The sequence below is a fragment of the Oxalicibacterium sp. genome, from assembly GCF_057353965.1.
Genome location: NZ_JBMQZD010000004.1, coordinates 392,129 through 409,787 on the forward strand (window position 1 = coordinate 392,129; position 17,659 = coordinate 409,787).

The following is a 17,659-nucleotide window of genomic DNA, read 5'->3' on the forward strand; positions in this document are numbered from 1 at the left end:
CAATAATCCACTCCATTGGTCCGTATGGCGTCATCCCGATGCCGGCCGGATCGGTTCAGGAGTCGGCCTTGGCTGAAGAAAGTGATCTCGAAAAGACGGAACCCGCGTCGCCGCGCAAGCTGGAGCAGGCGCGTGAAGAGGGTGACGTTCCGCGTTCGCGCGAGCTGGCGCCCTGCACGCTGCTGCTGGGCGCAGGCGCCGCTTTCTGGTTCACCGGCGGCCACCTGATCAAGGAATTGAACGCGATGCTGGCCGCGGGACTGTCGTTCGACCGCGACATGGCTTACGACATGAACCTGCTGTTTGAGCGTTCGGCGGTCCATCTTGTCGATCTGCTTATCGCTTTTGCACCGGTTGCACTGGTGCTGATCGTCGTCGCATTGATGTCGCCGCTGCTGATCGGCGGCTGGCTGTTCAGCGCCAAGGCGCTACAGCCGAATTTCGGCCGCATGAACCCGATCAAGGGTATCGGCAACATGTTTTCGGTCCGCGCGCTGGTCGAATTGCTGAAGGCGATCGGCAAGACCATCCTGGTCGGCTGGATCGCGTGGATGGTGGTGCGCTACGAGATCGACGCCGTGATGGCGCTGAGCGTGGAGCCGCTCCAGAGTGGCGCCGAACACGTCGGCCAGCTGCTGCTGGCCAGTTTCATGTTCATCGTCAGCGGATTGATCCTGATCGCGGCGATCGATGCGCCGTACCAGATGTGGCAGCACGCGAAGAAGCTGATGATGTCGCGTCAGGAGCTGAAGCAGGAAATGAAGGAGTCCGACGGCAATCCGGAAATCAAGGCCAAGATTCGCCAGCAGCAGCGTGAGATGGCGCGCCGTCGCATGATGGCCGAAGTGCCGACCGCCGATGTCGTCGTCACCAACCCGACTCACTTCGCGGTCGCACTCAAGTATTCGGAAACCGGCATGCGCGCGCCGCGCGTCGTCGCCAAGGGTGCGGACGAAGTCGCCGCGAAGATCCGCGAAATCGCCGCCGAAAACAACGTGGTCCTGCTGGAAGCGCCGCCACTGGCGCGTGCGCTGTATCGCCATGCTGACCTCGGTGACGAGATTCCCGAATCGCTGTACATCGCGGTGGCCGAAGTGCTGGCCTACGTATTCCAGCTGCGTGCCTACAGCAAGCATGGCGGCATGCGGCCGGAAGCGCCGACCGATCTGGACGTGCCGCCGCAGCTCGATCCCCTCAACCCTTCCGCCGAAGATGCGGATAGCAACGGCTTGCCACAATGAACAGTCTGAGATTGCCGGCCTGGCTGTCGGGCCCGAATTCCAAAGCGATCGCCGCGCCGATCCTCATCATCATGATGCTGTCGATGATGGTGCTGCCGCTGCCGGCAATCGTGCTCGACATGTTCTTCAGCTTCAACATCGCGTTGTCAATCATCGTGCTGCTGACGGCGCTATACACAGTCAAGCCGCTGGACTTCATGGTGTTCCCGACCGTGCTGCTGGTCAGCACGATGTTGCGTCTGTCGCTGAACGTCGCGTCCACCCGTGTGGTGCTGACGCATGGCCACACCGGTCCGGATGCGGCCGGCAAGGTGATCGAAGCCTTCGGCCACTTCCTGATCGGCGGCAACTACACGGTCGGTATCGTCGTCTTCATCATCCTGACCATCATCAACTTCACCGTCGTCACCAAGGGCGCTGGCCGTATTGCGGAAGTTGGCGCGCGTTTCGCACTGGATGCGATGCCGGGCAAGCAGATGGCGATCGATGCCGACCTGAATGCCGGCCTGATCGGCGAACAGGAGGCACGACTGCGCCGCACGCAAGTCGCGCAGGAAGCCGAGTTCTACGGTGCGATGGACGGTGCCAGCAAATACGTGCGCGGCGACGCCATCGCCGGCATTATCGTCACGCTGGTCAACATCGTCGGCGGCTTGATCGTCGGCATGATCCAGCACGACATGGTCTTCGGTGACGCGCTGGAAAACTACACGCTGCTGGCGATCGGTGATGGCCTGGTCGCGCAGATTCCGTCGCTGATCATTTCGACCGCGGCCGGCATCATCGTCTCGCGCGTGGCCAGCGAGCAGGACATCGGCGGTCAGCTGTTCGGCCAGTTGTTCGCCAAGCCGCAGGTGCTGTACATCACGGCCGCCATCGTCGGCGGCATGGGCGCAATCCCGGGCATGCCGCACATCGCCTTCCTGTTCCTGGCTGCCGTCATCGGTGGTGCCGGCTACATGCTGGAACAGCGCCTGAAAAAGGCGCCGGAAATGGAAGCGGAAGTCGCCGCACCGCCGACTGCGCCGCCGGAAATGGAGGAGGCCAGCTGGAAGGACATCGTGCAGGTCGATACGCTGGGCCTGGAAGTCGGCTATCGCCTGATCCCGCTGGTGGACAAGGCTCAGAACGGCGAACTGCTGCGCCGCATCAAGGGTATCCGCAAGAAATTCGCGCAGGAAGTCGGCTTTCTGTCGCCGTCCGTACATATCCGCGACAACCTCGAACTGAAGCCGTCCGCCTATCGCATCACACTGAAGGGCGTGGAAGTCGGCAGCGGCGAAGCGAATGCAGGCCAGTTCCTGGCGATCAATCCGGGCATGGTCAGTGGCCAACTGCCGGGTCCCGTCACCAGCGATCCGGCGTTCGGCCTGCCGGCAACCTGGATCGATGCAAACCTGCGCGAACAGGCGCAGGGCATGGGTTACACCGTGGTCGATGCCGGCACCGTCGTCGCCACGCACCTGAATCACCTGATCACCACGCATGCGGCCGAACTGCTGGGCCGCCACGAAGTGCAGCAACTGCTGGATCATCTGACGAAGGAATCGCCGAAGCTGGTGGAAGATTTGACGCCGAAGTTGGTGCCGCTGTCCACCGTGCAGAAAGTGCTGCAGAACCTGCTGGCCGAAGGCGTACACATCCGCGACATGCAAACCATCATCGAGACGATGACCGAACACGCGGCTTACACGCAGGACGTCAACGAACTGACCGCGCAGGTGCGTATCGCGCTGGGCCGCGCCATCGTGCAGCAGCTGTTCCCGTCCACCAACGAACTGTCGGTGATGACGCTGGACAATCGTCTCGAACGTCTGCTGATGCAGGCGCTGCAATCGAGCGGTCCTGAAGGCGGCGGTATCGAGCCGGGACTTGCCGACACGATCGCCGCACAGGCCGAGGCTGCCACGCAGCAGCAGGAAAAAATGGGATTGACGCCGGTGCTGTTGGTGCCGGCGCAACTGAGAACGCTGCTGTCGCGCTTCCTGCGCCGCACGTTGCCGCAATTGAAGGTGCTTTCGCACGCCGAGGTGCCGGATTCGAAAACGATCAGAGTAACTAGCTTAGTTGGAGGACAGGTATGAACGTCAGAAAATTCACTGCATCGACATCGCGGGAAGCGTGGCGCATGGTTCGCGAAACGCTGGGCCCGGACGCGGTGATCCTCTCCAATCGCACGGTGGATGCCGGCGTCGAGATTCTGGCATTGGCCGGCGAAGACATGGCTTCGCTGGCGGAACCAGTGATCGAGAAGCCGGCGATCTCGGCGCAGACGCTGTCCGTGCTGGCACCCAAACACAAGCGTCTGGAAAATACGCAATCCAGCGCGCAGCCGAATCCGTTGACGTTCTCCGGCGCCGCCGCAAAGATCGGTGCCGTTCCGGTAGCGGCGCCGGCAGGCAAGCCGGCGCAGCAGGAAATCGCCGTGCCTGAAGCCAGCCGTCTCGAAATCGATACGCTGATGAGCGAGATTCGCTCGATGCGCGGCATGCTGGAAACGCAACTGGCGGAACTGGCCTGGAGCAGCGAACAGCAAAAGCGCGAGCCGGCCAAGAGCAGCGCGCTGCGCGAAATGCTGTCGGCAGGATTCAGCCCCAGCCTGGCGCGCTACATGATCGAACGCATGCCGGCAGGCGTCTCGCATCAGGGCGGCATGGACTGGATCAAGTCGGTGCTGATGCGCAATCTGGCGACCATCGGCAACGAAAACGAGATTCTCGAAAAAGGCGGCGTCTACGCATTGGTCGGACCGACCGGTGTCGGCAAGACGACGACGACCGCCAAACTGGCTGCGCGCTGCGTGATGCGCCACGGCCCCGGCAAGCTCGCATTGATCACGACCGACGGTTACCGTATCGGTGGCTACGAACAATTGCGCATCTACGGCAAGATCCTCGGCGTGATGGTGCATTCGGTGCGCGACGAAGCCGATCTGCGCATCGCGCTCGATGAACTGAAAGGCAAGCACACGGTGCTGATCGATACCGTCGGCGTCAGCCAGCGCGACAAGATGGTGGCCGAGCAGATCGCGATGCTGTCTTCCGCAGGCAGCCAGGTCAAGCGCCTGCTATGCCTGAATGCGACCTCCAACGGTGAAACGCTGAGCGAAGTCGCACGCTCGTACATGGGTGATGGCCTTGCCGGCTGCATATTGACCAAACTGGATGAAGCTGCAACCATTGGCAATGCACTCGATGTCGTCATCCGTCAGAAATTGAACTTATACTACGTCGCCGACGGACAACGCGTGCCGGAAGATCTGCACGTCGCCAGCCAGCAGTATCTGGTCGATCGCGCATTCAAGCTGAAGCGCGAAACGGCACCGTTCCAGTTCAACGAAGCGGAAATCCCGCTGGTGATGGCGAATACGGCACGGGCAATGAAAGACAAAGGTTTGCGTGAGGTGATTCTTGGCTAGTTTCGAATGTGATCAGGCCGAAGGTCTGCGGCGCATGCTCGCCGGACCGAAACCGCGCATTTTCACGTTTCTCTCCGCCACATCGATCGCTGAAAAAAGCACGATGCTGGTCAATCTTGCTGCCTCGCTCGCTGCAGGCGGCAGCGCGGTCGTGCTGCTCGATGCCTGCGCATCGGCGAACGGCATCGCACGCCGCATGGGCGCCGAACTGCAGGCCACGCTCCTGGATGTCGTGCGTCAGCAGCGCGCGTTCGATCAGGCCGTGCAGACGATGCCGCAAGGCTTCAGTATTGCGGCATTGACGGCAGGCTCGCTGTACGCAGCCATGTACGACGTCGATCAGCGTCGACGTCTGACGAATGCCTTCGGCGTGCTCGCATCGCAATCGGATGTGCTGATCGTCGATGCGGAACTGGAAGATGGCGATGCCGGCCTGCCGCTGGAAGCCATGGCCGCAGGCGACATCGTCATCCAGGTTTCGCCGGACGCGGCATCGATCAAACAGGCTTATGCACTGATCAAGCGTTTGAATGCGCAGCTGGGGCGCCGCCCGTTCGGCATTCTGGTCACCGGTGCCGACGAGCAGGAAGCGCATCTTGTCTATCGCAACATGGCGCAGGCAGCCAGCCGTTATCTGGCCGTGCAACTCTACGATCTCGGCTCGGTGCCGACCGACGAGCAGGTCACGCGTGCAGCGCGTCTGGGCCGTGCCGTCATCGACGCCTTTCCGATGGCTGGCGCTTCGGTTGCGTTCCGGCGACTGGCGGAACGCTTTGCGTTGCCTGCGCGGGAGATGGGCTTCGGAGCATGATGGCAATGTATACAGCGACCGGCAAATCCGACAAGGAACATCTGATCAGCGAGCATGTCCCGCTGGTCAAGAAGCTGGCGCACCAGATGAAGGCCAAGCTGCCGCCCAGCGTGGAAGTGGACGATCTGATCCAGGCTGGCATGATGGGTTTGCTGGACGCGGTCAACCGCTACGAGGAGACGCACGGCGCACAGTTCGAAACGTATGCGGTGCAACGCATACGCGGCGCGATGCTGGACGAATTGCGCAGCAGCGACTGGATGCCGCGCAGCATGCGGCAGAACATGCGCAAGATCGAGGTGGCGATGAACCAGTTGCAACAGCAATTGGGCCGTGCGCCGAATGAAAGCGAAGTGGCGCGCCAGTTGAAATTGTCGCTGGCCGATTACCAGGATCTGCTGAGCGACGGCGGCGGCCATCAACTGGTCTACTACGAAGATTTCCACGACAACGAGGACAACGAACATTTCCTCGATCGCTACTGCACCGACACATCGGCCGATCCGTTGCAGAGTCTGATGAATTCCGGTTTCCGTTCAGCCGTCATCGCCGCCATCGAAGCGTTGCCGGAACGGGAAAAGATATTGATGGGCCTGTACTACGAACAGGAAATGAACTTAAAAGAAATCGGCGCCATCATGGGTGTGACCGAATCGCGTGTGTCGCAGCTGCATAGCCAGGCGATCGCGCGGATGCGTGCCAATCTAAGGGAGAAAGCGTGGACTGGGGTAGCTTAGTCGGCATCATACTGGCGCTCGGCGGCATCCTTGTCGGGCAGACTCTGGAAGGCGGCAAGATCGGTTCGCTGGTTCAACCGGCGGCTTTCGTCATCGTCATCATCGGTACGGTCGGTGCGGTTCTGCTGCAAAGCGGGTGGAGCAACTTCGCGGCGGGCATCCGGATGGCGGGGCAGGTCTTCATGCCGAAGCATGACGATTATGTCGAGCTGATTCGCAACGTCACCAGCTGGAGCGTGATCGCGCGTCGCGAAGGCTTGCTGAGCTTGGAACGCGTGATCAGCGACATCGACGATCCCTTTACCGAGCATGGCCTGCGCCTGATCGTGGATGGCGTGGACCCGAAGAAACTGCGCGAAGTGCTGGATCTGGAGATCGCTGCGCATGAAGCGAAGCAGCGCTTGGCGATCAAGGTGTGGGAATCGGCCGGCGGCTATGCGCCGACGATCGGTATTCTCGGCGCGGTGATCGGCCTGATCCATGTGATGGAAAACCTGTCCGATCCGAGCAAGCTGGGCAGCGGCATCGCGGTCGCCTTCGTGGCGACGATCTACGGCGTCGGCTTTGCGAACCTGGTCTTCCTGCCGATCGCCAACAAGCTCAAGGCGCTGGTCAGCCGCGATGTCTTCCGGCATGAAATGCTGGCCGATGCCTTTGCCGGCATTGCATCCGGCGACAATCCGCGTCTGATCGAAGAGCGGATGAACATCTATCTGGCGTGACGGCGCCTTCGTTCACCACTCGCGAGCGCAATCCGCATGGCACGTAAAAAGCACGAGGAAGAACACGAAAACCACGAGCGCTGGCTGGTGTCGTATGCCGACTTCATCACGCTGCTGTTCGCGTTCTTCGTCGTCATGTATGCGATTTCGTCGGTCAACGAGGGCAAGTATCGCGTGCTTTCCGAATCGCTGGGTATCGCCTTCGGCGGCCCGACCGAAAAGACGACGGTGATTCGCGAAGCTGAACGCGTACGCACCATCGTGCCGTTGCCGATCCAGATGCCGCAGCCGCAACCGCAGCCACGTCTCGATCCGGCAATCAAGCGCGAGCGCGCACAGATGACCGATATCGCGCGCGACATTTTGAAAGCGATGGCGCCGTTGATCAGCCAGGGCAAGGTGCGGGTAACGCAGAGTGCGCGCGGCGTCAGCGTCGAGATCAACGCCAGCGTGCTGTTCGCGCTCGGCGACGCGAAGCTGAGCCCGGAATCGGAAGCGGCGTTGCGTGCCGTGGCCAAGGTGCTGACGAAGGTGGATAACGCGATTCAGGTCGAAGGCCATACCGACAACGTGCCGATCAGCAATGCAATGTTCCCGTCGAACTGGGAATTGTCGGCAGTACGTGCCAGCAGCGTGGTGCGGCTGTTCATCGACAGCGGTATTGATGAGAAACGCATGGTTGCCATGGGACACGCGGCGAACGAGCCTGTCGCTTCCAATGACACGCCGGAAGGGCGCATGCGCAATCGTCGCGTACAGCTGATGATCCTGTCCGGGCTGCCGGAGACGGTGACCGAGGTGCCGGTCACGCCCGAAGACTGATTTCCTTTCTTTCTCCGCTTTTTCTTTTTCCAGCCTCTTTTTCCGGATTACGGCGTCAGTCCGGGGCTGGGCTGTAACTTCCTCGACTTGATGTTCGCCCATGTGATCGGCAAGGCGTGATGATCGCTATCAGATGATTTCAATACGAATGATTTGACATCGCATCAAATCGATGGCTACCATTGCCGCTGTCCGGCGGCCTGCGCCGGTGACAGGCACGCAAGGGGGAGAATGACCGGACGCATCATCAGACGATGGCAGATTGCCATCCTGCTCGCAACGCTGTGGGCGATGGGAACGGCATCGGCCGAGACCACGCTGGAACGCGCACAGCGAACCGGAACCATCCGAATCGGTTTTGCCAACGAGGTGCCATACGCCTATATCGATCTGCAGGGCAAGGTGACCGGCGAATCGCCGGAAATCGCCAAGGCCTTGTTTGCGCAACTGGGCGTGACGCAGATCGAACCGGTACTGACCGAATGGGGCGCACTGATCCCCGGACTGCAGGCGCATCGTTTCGACGTGATTGCCGCCGGCATGTACATCACGCCGGCGCGCATGAAGCAGGTGCTGTTCGCCGATCCGCATTACCAGATGCGCGATACGCTGCTGGTGCAGAAGGACAATCCGGCGCACCTTTCCAGCTATGCCGACATCGCGGCTGATCCTGCACTGCGGCTGGCGATCGTGGCCGGCACTGCGGAATACGATTATGCAGTCGGCGCCGGCGTCGCAGAAGAACAGATCCTGCAAGTGCCGAACACGATCGCACAATTCCAGGCCGTGATGACGCAGCGCGCCGATGCCGCCGTCGGCACTGCGCTGACGATGAAAGACATGGCGACGAAAAGCGACGGTCGGCTCGAAGCCGTCGCCGATTTCACCGACGATCCCTCCCATATCGGTTATGGCGCACTGGCTTTCCGCAAAGACGATCAGGATCTGCGCGACGCGGTCAACGGCGTCATGCATCAATGGCTGGGCACGGACGAACATCTGGAAACGGTTGCACCCTTCGGCTTCGATCGTTCCAACCTGACCGACAGGACGCTTGCGGACTTTCCCGAAGAATGAGCATTTTCCGAATCACGATTTCTGTCGCGTGCCGATCGGCATCGCCAGCACGATGAAGGAGGCAGCCTATGCTTGCTGACATCCTGCCATTGCTGCTGCGCGGCGTCGGCGTGACGATCGAGATCACGCTGTTGGCCTCGTTACTGGCGATCGCGCTGGCGATGATTGCAGCGCTGGCAAAGATGTCGCATGCGCGTTCGCTGCGCTGGGCGGCCAACGTGTATATCGAGGTTTTTCGCGGCACGTCGTTGCTGGTGCAGCTGTTCTGGCTGTACTTCGTGTTGCCGCTGCCGCCGTTCAATGTATCGATGTCGCCGTTCTCCGTCGCCGTGGTCGGTCTCGGCCTGCACATCGGCGCCTACGGTGCGGAAGTGATGCGCGGCGCCTTCGCCAGCGTACCGCGCGGCCAGATCGAGGCAGCCATCGCGCTGAACATTCCGCCATGGCGCCGCTTCATGCGCATCGTGCTGCCGCAGGCGCTGGTGAATGCGATTCCGCCCGGCACCAATCTGCTGATCGAACTGCTGAAGGGAACGTCGCTGGTCTCGCTGGTCACGCTGGCGGACCTGAGCTTTCGCGCCAACCAGATCGTGCAGGTTACTTTTCTCAGCCGCGAGGTCTTCGGCCTGACGCTGCTGATCTACTTCGTGTTGGCGCAATGCATCAACGTCGCGATGCGCATGCTGGCACGCCGCCTGTCGCACGGGCGGAGCGTACGCTGATGGGAGCGCTGGTCGATGTCGATTTCGCGTGGCGCATCCTGCCGAGCCTGCTGTCGGCGGCGATGACGACGATCGTCATCACGTTGGCCGGCTTTGCGATCGCGCTGGTCGCCGGGCTCGCCTTGGCCTTGATGCGGCGCAGCCATTTTCCGCTGCTGTCGTGGCCGGCAACGGCGACGATCGAATTCATCCGCAGCACGCCGCTGCTGATTCAGCTGTATTTCCTGTTCTACGTGATGCCGGAATTCGGCCTGATGCTGTCGGCCACGGCCGCTGGCATCGCCGGCATCGCGCTGCACTACGCCTGCTACGTGGCGGAGGTCTATCGCGCCGGGCTGGACGCGGTGCCGCGCGGACAGTGGGAAGCGTGCAAGGCATTGAGTCTGCCGCCGTTCGCCGCCTATCGCCGCGTGATCCTCCCGCAGGCATTGCGCACGGTGCTGCCGGCGCTGGGCAACTACCTGGTGGCGATGTTCAAGGATACGCCGGTGCTGTCGGCGATCACCGTCGTCGAACTGATGCTGCAGGCGAAAAACATCGGCTCGCAGAGTTTCCGCTACCTGGAGCCGATCACGATGGCCGGCATTTTCTTCCTCTGCATCAGTCTCGTGGCGGCGATGCTGGTGCGGCGGCTGGAGCGCGTCACCGCGCTGCCGGCCAATCAGGCAAGGAGCACATGATGACAACAACGCCGATGATTACGACAACGGAAGCGACAGCGGAACCGATGATTCGCTTTCGCGACGTCAGCAAGCGCTATGGCCCGCTGACCGTGCTGGACGGCCTGAATCTGGATATCGAACGCAACGAGAAAGTGGCGCTGATCGGCCCCAGCGGCTCCGGCAAATCCACGCTGTTGCGCACGCTGATGCTGCTGGACGGCATTGATGGCGGCGTGATCGAAGTCGATGGCCGGTCGCTGACGCATATGCCGGGACGCGACGGCGCGCTGGTGCCGGCAGACGAACGTTACAAGCGCGAAGGGCGGCGCGGCATCGGCATGGTGTTCCAGAGCTTCAACCTGTTTCCGCACATGACGGCGCTGGAAAATGTTGCCGAAGCACCGAACAGCGTGCTCGGCCTGTCGCGCAAGGAAGCGCGCGAGCGCGGCGCCGAACTGCTGGAGATGGTGGGCCTGGGCGACAAGCTCGATCATTATCCGCCGCAGCTCTCCGGCGGCCAGCAGCAGCGCGTGGCAATCGCACGCGCACTGGCGATGCGGCCGCAGATCATGTTGTTCGACGAGGTGACGTCAGCGCTGGACCCGGAGCTGTGCGGCGAAGTGCTGAACGTGATCCGCCGCCTCGGTGACGAACACAATCTGACGATGCTGATGGTGACGCACCAGATGGGTTTCGCGAAAGAATTCGCCGATCGTGTCTGCTTCTTCTCGGAAGGGAAGATACTGGAACAAGGGCCGCCGGAACGGGTGTTCGGTGCGCCGCAGCAGGAACGCACGCAGAGTTTCCTGCGCGCGGTGATGGAAGCGGTCTGAGCGTTGCGTGAAGCAGCGAACTTCGCGCTGCCGTTTTAAACGACGCTTTTAACGACGACTGGCGCGTGCGCGCTTCGCCAGACGATGCGTCAGTCTGCCCAGCCGGCGATATAGGTCCCCCTGCAATGCATCGCTTTCCCTGACGGCATGATATTGCCGGATCACGGTGCCGGCATCGCCGCGCGCGATCGGTCCGGTCAATGCCTTTTCCGGGCCATCCTGCAGCACGTTGTCTGCCGTTTCGCGCACCAGCGCCGACATCATCTGCAATGCCACGTCTGGCGCGATGCCGGCCTTGCCATAGACCTGTACTGCGGTATCGAGCAGCGTGACCAGATAGTTGGACGCGAAGACTGCACCGGCGTGGTACAGGGCTTTGCGTTCGCCGTCGATGGCGACGAAGCGTGCACCGATAGCGGCGAACAGTGGTTCCATTGTAGCGAGCGCCGCTGCGTCGCCTTCGACGCCACACCACGTGCCGGCAAATTGCGCGACGACTTTTTGCGGCAATGCGAAGCTGCGCACTGGATGCACGCTGGCGACGGCGGCGCCACGTTGCTGCAATGGGGCGAGCACGGATGCCGGCAACGCACCGCTACAATGAAAGACGATGCTGTCGTCGAACGAGGTGTCGGTCGCTACCAGCGCAGCAGCCAAGGCTGGAATCTGATCGTCGCCGCTGCCGACCAGCGTCAGGTCGGCGCGGCGCAACGTGGACAGCGTGGCGGGTGTGCCGCCACCGATGAAGGCGACGGCCTCTGCCGTGCTCTGCGGCGTGCGGTTGACGATGTCCTGCAATTGCACGATGCCGGCCGCATGCCATAGCCGCGCCAGCACACGGCCGACCTTGCCGCAGCCGACGATGTTCAGGGTAGGGGGCGCGGACATCGGCATCGTATATTCAGCGAATCGCTTCCAGCGCTTCCTGCTGTTCCAGCCATTCGGCTTCCAGCTGGTCGAGGTCGCGCGTGCAATAAGCCTGGTCCGTCAGCAACTGCTTCAATTCTTCCTTGTTGGCGGCATCGTAGATCGTGCTGTCGGCGAGGCGGATATCGATCTCGGACTTCTTCACCTGGCATTTGGCCATCTGTTCTTCCAGACGCTTGATGCGGGTTTCTATCGGCTTGCGCAGCACGGACAGGCGCTGGCGTTCTTCGGCTTCCTGCTTGCGCTGTTCGCGCCGGTCTGGTGCCGCTGCCGGCGTTGCCGCAATTTGTGTCGTCTCCGCTTTCGTTGGAAGCGGTGCGCTTTCTTCCTGCTTGCTTGCCAGCCGCGTCTTGAACAGCCAGTCGCGGTAATCGTCCAGATCGCCGTCGAAAGGTTGCAGCCTTCCGTCGGCGACGATGATGAACTGGTCGGTCGTAGCACGCAACAGATGACGATCGTGCGAGACCAGCAGCAGCGTGCCTTCGAATTGTGCGAGCGCCATCGTCAGCGCTTCGCGCGTTTCCAGATCCAGATGGTTGGTCGGTTCGTCCAGCAGCAGCAGATTGGGGCGCTGCCAGACGATCAGCGCCAGTGCCAGGCGTGCTTTCTCGCCGCCGGAGAATGGCGCGATCTTGCTGGTTACCATGTTGCCGTTGAAGTTGAAGCTGCCGAGAAAGTTACGCAGTTCCTGTTCACGCGTATCGGGCGCAATGTGCATCAGGTGCCAGAGCGGCGATTCGTCGTGGCGCAGCATTTCGACCTGATGCTGCGCGAAATAGCCGATCGATAATCCCTTGCCGGTGCGGGCTGTGCCGTGCAGCGGTGCCAGTTCGCCGGCGATAGTCTTGATCAGCGTCGATTTTCCGGCACCGTTGACGCCAAGCAGGCCGATGCGTTGGCCAGTCTGTAGCGAGAAGTCGATGCCGGAAACAATGGTCTTCTCGATGGCGGACGTACCTTCACCGCTGCGGTAACCGGCGGCGACGCTTTCCATCACCAGCAGCGGATTCGGCGCATTTGCCGGTTCGCGGAATTCGAACGAGAACTCGGCGGCGGCGCGCAGCGGTGCCAGTTCTTCCATCTTCGCCAATGCCTTCATGCGGCTTTGCGCCTGGCGTGCCTTGGTGGCCTTGGCCTTGAAGCGGGTGATGAAGGATTCCAGATGCGCGCGGGCACGCGCCTGCTTCTCAATCGCGCTTTGTGCCAGTACCAGTTGCGCGGCGCGCTGGCGCTCGAAGGCGGAATAGTTGCCGGAATAGCGCTTCAGCTTGCGTTCGTCGATGTGCACGATGACGTTGACGATGCCGTCGAGGAAATCGCGATCGTGCGAAATCACGAGCAGCGTGCCCTCGTAGCGCTTGAGCCAGTCTTCCAGCCACAGGATGGCATCGAGATCGAGGTGATTGGTCGGTTCGTCGAGCAGCAGCAGATCGGAAGGACACATCAGCGCCTGCGCCAGATTCAGGCGCATGCGCCAGCCGCCGGAGAAGCTGGCGACCGGTTGCTCCATCTGCGCCAGCGTGAAGCCGAGACCGAGCAGCAATTGCTCGGCGCGCGAGCGCACCGTGTACGCATCGGCATCGGCCAGCGCAGCATGCAGTTCGGCGATGCGCGTGCCGTTGTCGGCGCTTTCCGGCTGGCTTTCCAGTTGCGCGAGCTGGCGTTGCAGTGCGCGCAGCGTGGTATCGCCGTCGATCGCGTATTCGATGGCGGGCGTATCCAGTGCCGGCGTTTCCTGTGCGACGTGGGAAACGCGCCACTTGGCAGGGAAATCGACACTGCCCTGGTCGGCATGCAGTTCGCCGCGCAGCACACCGAACAGGCTGGATTTGCCGGCACCATTGGCGCCGATCAGGCCGATCCTGTCGCCGGGATTCAGCGTCAGGTCGGCGCCGTCGAGCAGCGGCTTGATGCCGCGCGCGAGTGAAACATTTTGAAAGCGGATCATTGCTTGTTACTTCGATTCATTACTGCCATTACTTCAGCTGGTCGGCGGTCAGCAGAAACACCATGTCGTCGCCGGCGCTGGTCGTCAGCCACGTCAGGTCGCGGTCGGCGAAAGCCGCTTCCGCGTACGGGCGCTCGTTGCCGATCTCGACGATCAGTAAGCCTTTTGAGGTCAGCCGCTTGGCTGCGCCGTCGACGATCTTGCGTACCAGATCCATGCCGTCCTCACCGCCGGCCAGCGCGATCTGCGGTTCGCGCAGGTATTCGGGCGGCAGCTTGTCCATCGAGCCGGCGTTGACGTAAGGAGGGTTGGTGACGATCAGGTCGTACTTGTTTTCCGGCACGTTCTCGTAGAGGTCGGACTGGATCAGTGTGATGCGATCGTTCAGGTCGTAGTCGTCGACGTTGCGCTGTGCGACAGCCAGCGCATCGGCCGAGATATCGACCGCGTCGATCTGCGCATTCGGGAAGGCATCGGCCAGCATGATTGGCAGGCAGCCGGAGCCGGTGCACAGTTCGAGGATGTTGGTCACGCTATCCGGTTTGCCGATCCAGGGGGAAAACTGTTCCGGAATCAGTTCGGCGATGAAGGAGCGCGGCACGATCGTGCGTTCGTCGACATAGAAACGATAGCCGCCCAGCCAGCCTTCGTTGGTGATGTAGGCAGCGGGCACGCGCTGGACGGCACGGCGGTCGATGACGTCGAGCACGGCCGACACTTCTTCTTGCAGCAGCTGCGCATCGAGGAAGGGATCGAGCTTGTCCAGCGGCAGCTTCAGCGTATGCAGGATCAGGTAGGCGGCTTCGTCCAGCGCATTGGTCGTGCCGTGGCCGAAGAACAGCTGTTCGGTATTGAAACGAGTGACGGCATAGCGCAGCAGGTCGCGGATCGTCGAGAAGGAAGCGGGCGTGGTCGTTGGCATGATGCGATCGAGAATGATGAACGATGCGCGCATCGTCCGAATAGTGGTGGTTCCCGTAGGGGCGGGAAATCATCATGCTGCCGGCATGGGTCCGGCAGCACGTGTTATTACGTTTCAGTATTGACCGGCGTTACAGCAGCAGGTTCTCCATCGTGCGCCGATAGATGTTCTTCAGCGGATCGATGAAGCGGACTTCGATGTGTTCGTCGATCTTGTGGATGCTGCCGTTCGGCGGACCGAATTCGACGACCTGCGGGCAGATGCGCGCGATGAAGCGGCCATCGGATGTGCCGCCGGTGGTCGATAGTTCGGTCTCGACGCCGGTTTCGCTGCGGATCGCGTCGCCGATGGCATCGCTCAGCGAGCCTTTCGGCGTCAGGAACGGATGGCCGCTGATCGACCACTTCAGATCGTATTCAAGGCCGTGTTTGTCGAGGATCGCGTGCACACGCTGTTGCAGGCCTTCGACGGTGCTGGCGGTGCAGAAACGGAAGTTGAAATCGATGACGACTTCACCCGGAATCACGTTCGATGCGCCGGTGCCGGCGTGCATGTTCGAAACCTGGAACGAAGTCGGCAGATAGTATTCGTTGCCGTCGTCCCATTTTTCGGCGGTCAGTTCGGCCAGCGCCGGCGCGCATTGATGGATCGGATTGCGTGCCAGCTGCGGATAGGCGATATGGCCCTGGATGCCCTTGACGACCAGCCGTCCAGACATGCTGCCGCGGCGACCGTTCTTGATCATGTCGCCCAGCACCTGGCTGGACGTCGGCTCGCCGACCACGCAGTAGTCGAGCTGTTCGCCGCGCTCCTTCAGCGCATTGCAGACGATGACGGTACCGTCGGTGGCCGGGCCTTCCTCGTCGCTCGTGATCAGGAAGCCGATCGAGCCCTTGTGATCAGCATGCGCCTGCACGAATTCCTCGGCAGCGACGACCATCGCGGCGATCGACGTTTTCATGTCGGCTGCGCCGCGGCCATACAGCTTGCCGTCGCGCTGCGTCGGTTCGAACGGCGGCGAGGTCCATTGTTCCAGCGGGCCGGTCGGCACGACGTCGGTATGGCCGGCGAACACCAGCAGCGGTTGCGTCGTACCGCGGCGTGCCCACAGATTGGTGACGCCGCCGGACGAAATCGTTTCGCATGCGAAACCGAGCGGTTCCAGCAATTCGATCAGGCGTGCCTGGCAGCCGTTGTCCTGTGGCGTGACGGAGGAGAGGGCGATCAGTTCTTCGGTCAGTGCGAGCGTCTTGCTCATGGTCATTTCTTGAAAATCTGTTGGTACATGTCGGCGGAGAAGCCGACCTGCGTTTTGCCGGCGCCGGTCAGCACCGGGCGCTTGACGATGGAGGGCGACGCCAGCATCAGTTCGATTGCGCTGGCGTTGTCGCTGCTGTTGTTTATGGCGGCTTTCTGTTCGTCGCTGAGATTGCGCCAGGTCGTGCCCTTGCGGTTGACCAGCACGTCCCACGGCACGTCCTTCAGCCAGCCGGTGATCAGTTCGTGCGTGATGCCGTTCTTCTTGAAATCGTGAAAGGCGTAGTCGGTCTTGCTGGCTTCCAGCCAGGTGCGCGCCTTCTTGACGGTATCGCAGTTCGGTATGCCGTACAGGGTAATGCTCATGGTTACATCTTCAATGTGAATTCGGTGAAGCTGGCGCCTTGTTCTTCAGGCTGCGGTTCTTCAACCGGTTTGGGTTGCGTCGAATTGTTCAGCAGCCAGTACAGGTTGCTGGCGGAATCGGCGTGGGCCAGCGCTTCGTCCTGTGTGACGATACCATCCTTGATCAGCGCCAGCAGCGCCTGCTCGAATGTCTGCGAGCCGGCCGACATGCTGTTCTCGATCGCTTCCTTGATCTGCGTGATCTCGCCTTTTTCGATCAGTTCGGCGATGTGCGGCGTGTTCAGCATGACTTCGACCGCCGCGCGGCGGCCGCCGCTGATCGACGTCACCAGCCGCTGCGAAACGATGCCGCGCAGCGTGGAAGCCAGGTCGTTCAGCAGCGACTGGCGCGTTTCCAGCGGGAAGAAGTTGATGATCCGCATCAACGCCTGATAGCTGTTGTTCGCATGCAGCGTGGCGATCACCAGATGGCCGGATTGTGCGTAAGCGAGCGCGGCGGACATCGTGTCGCGGTCGCGGATTTCACCGATCATGATGCAGTCCGGTGCCTGGCGCAGCGCATTCTTCAGCGCGATCTGCAGGCCGTTCGCGTCGTTGCCGATCTCGCGCTGGTTGACGATGGAGCGCTTGTTGCGAAACAGGAATTCGATCGGGTCTTCCAGCGTCAGGATGTGGCCGGTCTTCATGATGTTGCGATGGTCCAGCATCGACGCGATCGTCGTCGATTTGCCGGAGCCGGTCGCGCCGACCACCAGCAGCAGGCCGCGTTTTTCCATGACCAGATTGGCCAGTACCGGCGGCAGGTTCAGGCTGTCCAGCGGCGGGATTTCACCCGGAATGTAGCGCAGCACGGCCGAGATGCTGCCACGCTGACGAAAGGCCGACAGACGGAAGCTGCCGACGCCGGCGACCGGGATGCCGATGTTGAGTTCGTTCTCGCGTTCCAACTCTTCCAGCTTGGCGGGCGAAACGACTTCGCCCAGCAGCGACATGATCGCCTGCTGATCGAGCTTCTGCTGGTTGATCGGGATCAGATTGCCATCGATCTTGATGTGGATCGGCGAATTGACTGCGATAAACAAGTCGGATGCCGCCTTTCCCTTCATCAGAAGAAATAACCGATCCATTGCCATGGCTGTCTGTCCCGTTCAGGTTGGTGGATGAAAAGCACGATGCCGCAAAGAGTTGCGGCAT

General features: G+C 61.5%; 17 protein-coding genes. 11 read left to right on the plus strand and 6 right to left on the minus strand.

The window, feature by feature from the left end:
• Positions 1–68: 68 nt before the first annotated feature.
• From flhB to ehuA, 11 genes are all read left to right on the plus strand, one after another.
• Positions 69–1,241, plus strand: coding sequence for a flagellar biosynthesis protein FlhB (gene flhB / locus ACO1VH_RS08290; RefSeq protein ID WP_486244027.1), 1,173 nt, complete (start codon positions 69–71; stop codon positions 1,239–1,241).
• Positions 1,238–3,325, plus strand: a complete 2,088-nt coding sequence (gene flhA / locus ACO1VH_RS08295) for a flagellar biosynthesis protein FlhA (RefSeq protein WP_486244028.1) — start codon at positions 1,238–1,240, stop codon at positions 3,323–3,325. Before flhB ends, flhA begins: the two co-directional genes overlap by 4 nt.
• Positions 3,322–4,659, plus strand: a complete 1,338-nt coding sequence (flhF, locus tag ACO1VH_RS08300) for a flagellar biosynthesis GTPase FlhF (protein ID WP_486244029.1) — start codon at positions 3,322–3,324, stop codon at positions 4,657–4,659. Before flhA ends, flhF begins: the two co-directional genes overlap by 4 nt.
• Positions 4,652–5,470, plus strand: a complete 819-nt coding sequence (locus ACO1VH_RS08305) for a MinD/ParA family ATP-binding protein (protein WP_486244030.1) — start codon at positions 4,652–4,654, stop codon at positions 5,468–5,470. Before flhF ends, ACO1VH_RS08305 begins: the two co-directional genes overlap by 8 nt.
• A 5-nt stretch (positions 5,471–5,475) precedes the next feature.
• Complete coding sequence (locus tag ACO1VH_RS08310; protein WP_486244031.1) at positions 5,476–6,207, plus strand: RNA polymerase sigma factor FliA; 732 nt, start codon at positions 5,476–5,478, stop codon at positions 6,205–6,207.
• Complete coding sequence (locus tag ACO1VH_RS08315; protein WP_486244032.1) at positions 6,189–6,929, plus strand: flagellar motor protein; 741 nt, start codon at positions 6,189–6,191, stop codon at positions 6,927–6,929. The genes ACO1VH_RS08310 and ACO1VH_RS08315 overlap by 19 nt, the downstream gene beginning before the upstream one ends.
• Positions 6,930–6,965: 36 nt before the next feature.
• Positions 6,966–7,751: a flagellar motor protein MotD gene (gene motD, locus ACO1VH_RS08320; protein WP_486244033.1), complete on the plus strand. Its 786-nt coding sequence runs from the start codon at positions 6,966–6,968 to the stop codon at positions 7,749–7,751.
• A gap of 231 nt (positions 7,752–7,982) precedes the next feature.
• Positions 7,983–8,828 carry an ectoine/hydroxyectoine ABC transporter substrate-binding protein EhuB gene (gene ehuB, locus ACO1VH_RS08325; protein WP_486244034.1) on the plus strand — a complete coding sequence of 282 codons (846 nt, stop codon included), beginning with the start codon at positions 7,983–7,985 and terminating at the stop codon, positions 8,826–8,828.
• A 68-nt stretch (positions 8,829–8,896) separates the two neighbouring features.
• Complete coding sequence (gene ehuC, locus ACO1VH_RS08330; protein WP_486244035.1) at positions 8,897–9,550, plus strand: ectoine/hydroxyectoine ABC transporter permease subunit EhuC; 654 nt, start codon at positions 8,897–8,899, stop codon at positions 9,548–9,550.
• Positions 9,550–10,230 carry an ectoine/hydroxyectoine ABC transporter permease subunit EhuD gene (gene ehuD / locus ACO1VH_RS08335; protein ID WP_486244233.1) on the plus strand — a complete coding sequence of 227 codons (681 nt, stop codon included), beginning with the start codon at positions 9,550–9,552 and terminating at the stop codon, positions 10,228–10,230. Before ehuC ends, ehuD begins: the two co-directional genes overlap by 1 nt.
• Positions 10,227–11,045 (plus strand): ectoine/hydroxyectoine ABC transporter ATP-binding protein EhuA, encoded by an 819-nt coding sequence (gene ehuA / locus ACO1VH_RS08340; protein WP_486244036.1) that lies wholly within the window; start codon positions 10,227–10,229, stop codon positions 11,043–11,045. Before ehuD ends, ehuA begins: the two co-directional genes overlap by 4 nt.
• A gap of 48 nt (positions 11,046–11,093) precedes the next feature.
• Here the strand turns inward: ehuA and ACO1VH_RS08345 are convergent, their stop codons facing one another.
• The 6 genes from ACO1VH_RS08345 to ACO1VH_RS08370 all read right to left on the minus strand — a co-directional run bounded on the left by ACO1VH_RS08345 (position 11,094) and on the right by ACO1VH_RS08370 (position 17,598).
• Positions 11,094–11,933 carry a Rossmann-like and DUF2520 domain-containing protein gene (locus tag ACO1VH_RS08345; protein ID WP_486244037.1) on the minus strand — a complete coding sequence of 280 codons (840 nt, stop codon included), beginning with the start codon at positions 11,931–11,933 and terminating at the stop codon, positions 11,094–11,096.
• 13 nt (positions 11,934–11,946) lie between these two features.
• Entirely contained in the window at positions 11,947–13,920 is a 1,974-nt protein-coding gene (locus tag ACO1VH_RS08350; protein WP_486244038.1) for an ATP-binding cassette domain-containing protein, read from the minus strand.
• A 28-nt stretch (positions 13,921–13,948) separates the two neighbouring features.
• Complete coding sequence (prmB, locus tag ACO1VH_RS08355; protein ID WP_486244039.1) at positions 13,949–14,842, minus strand: 50S ribosomal protein L3 N(5)-glutamine methyltransferase; 894 nt, start codon at positions 14,840–14,842, stop codon at positions 13,949–13,951.
• 130 nt (positions 14,843–14,972) lie between these two features.
• Positions 14,973–16,100 carry a succinyl-diaminopimelate desuccinylase gene (gene dapE / locus ACO1VH_RS08360; protein WP_486244040.1) on the minus strand — a complete coding sequence of 376 codons (1,128 nt, stop codon included), beginning with the start codon at positions 16,098–16,100 and terminating at the stop codon, positions 14,973–14,975.
• A gap of 2 nt (positions 16,101–16,102) precedes the next feature.
• Positions 16,103–16,465, minus strand: a complete 363-nt coding sequence (locus ACO1VH_RS08365; RefSeq protein ID WP_486244041.1) for an ArsC family reductase — start codon at positions 16,463–16,465, stop codon at positions 16,103–16,105.
• Positions 16,466–16,467: 2 nt separating this feature from the next.
• Positions 16,468–17,598 carry a PilT/PilU family type 4a pilus ATPase gene (locus ACO1VH_RS08370; protein ID WP_486244042.1) on the minus strand — a complete coding sequence of 377 codons (1,131 nt, stop codon included), beginning with the start codon at positions 17,596–17,598 and terminating at the stop codon, positions 16,468–16,470.
• Positions 17,599–17,659: the final 61 nt, after the last annotated feature.

What these genes read in the sequence shown, in the direction of transcription:
- flhA (WP_486244028.1), top strand. Translation starts at nt 1,238, where the DNA reads ATGAACAGTCTGAGATTGCCGGCCTGGCTGTCGGGCCCGAATTCCAAA.
- flhF (WP_486244029.1), top strand. Translation starts at nt 3,322, where the DNA reads ATGAACGTCAGAAAATTCACTGCATCGACATCGCGGGAAGCGTGGCGC.
- ACO1VH_RS08310 (WP_486244031.1), top strand. Translation starts at nt 5,476, where the DNA reads ATGTATACAGCGACCGGCAAATCCGACAAGGAACATCTGATCAGCGAG.
- motD (WP_486244033.1), top strand. Translation starts at nt 6,966, where the DNA reads ATGGCACGTAAAAAGCACGAGGAAGAACACGAAAACCACGAGCGCTGG.
- ehuB (WP_486244034.1), top strand. Translation starts at nt 7,983, where the DNA reads ATGACCGGACGCATCATCAGACGATGGCAGATTGCCATCCTGCTCGCA.
- ehuC (WP_486244035.1), top strand. Translation starts at nt 8,897, where the DNA reads ATGCTTGCTGACATCCTGCCATTGCTGCTGCGCGGCGTCGGCGTGACG.
- ehuD (WP_486244233.1), top strand. Translation starts at nt 9,550, where the DNA reads ATGGGAGCGCTGGTCGATGTCGATTTCGCGTGGCGCATCCTGCCGAGC.
- ehuA (WP_486244036.1), top strand. Translation starts at nt 10,227, where the DNA reads ATGATGACAACAACGCCGATGATTACGACAACGGAAGCGACAGCGGAA.
- ACO1VH_RS08345 (WP_486244037.1), bottom strand. Translation starts at nt 11,933, where the DNA reads ATGTCCGCGCCCCCTACCCTGAACATCGTCGGCTGCGGCAAGGTCGGC.
- ACO1VH_RS08350 (WP_486244038.1), bottom strand. Translation starts at nt 13,920, where the DNA reads ATGATCCGCTTTCAAAATGTTTCACTCGCGCGCGGCATCAAGCCGCTG.
- prmB (WP_486244039.1), bottom strand. Translation starts at nt 14,842, where the DNA reads ATGCCAACGACCACGCCCGCTTCCTTCTCGACGATCCGCGACCTGCTG.
- dapE (WP_486244040.1), bottom strand. Translation starts at nt 16,100, where the DNA reads ATGAGCAAGACGCTCGCACTGACCGAAGAACTGATCGCCCTCTCCTCC.
- ACO1VH_RS08365 (WP_486244041.1), bottom strand. Translation starts at nt 16,465, where the DNA reads ATGAGCATTACCCTGTACGGCATACCGAACTGCGATACCGTCAAGAAG.
- ACO1VH_RS08370 (WP_486244042.1), bottom strand. Translation starts at nt 17,598, where the DNA reads ATGGCAATGGATCGGTTATTTCTTCTGATGAAGGGAAAGGCGGCATCC.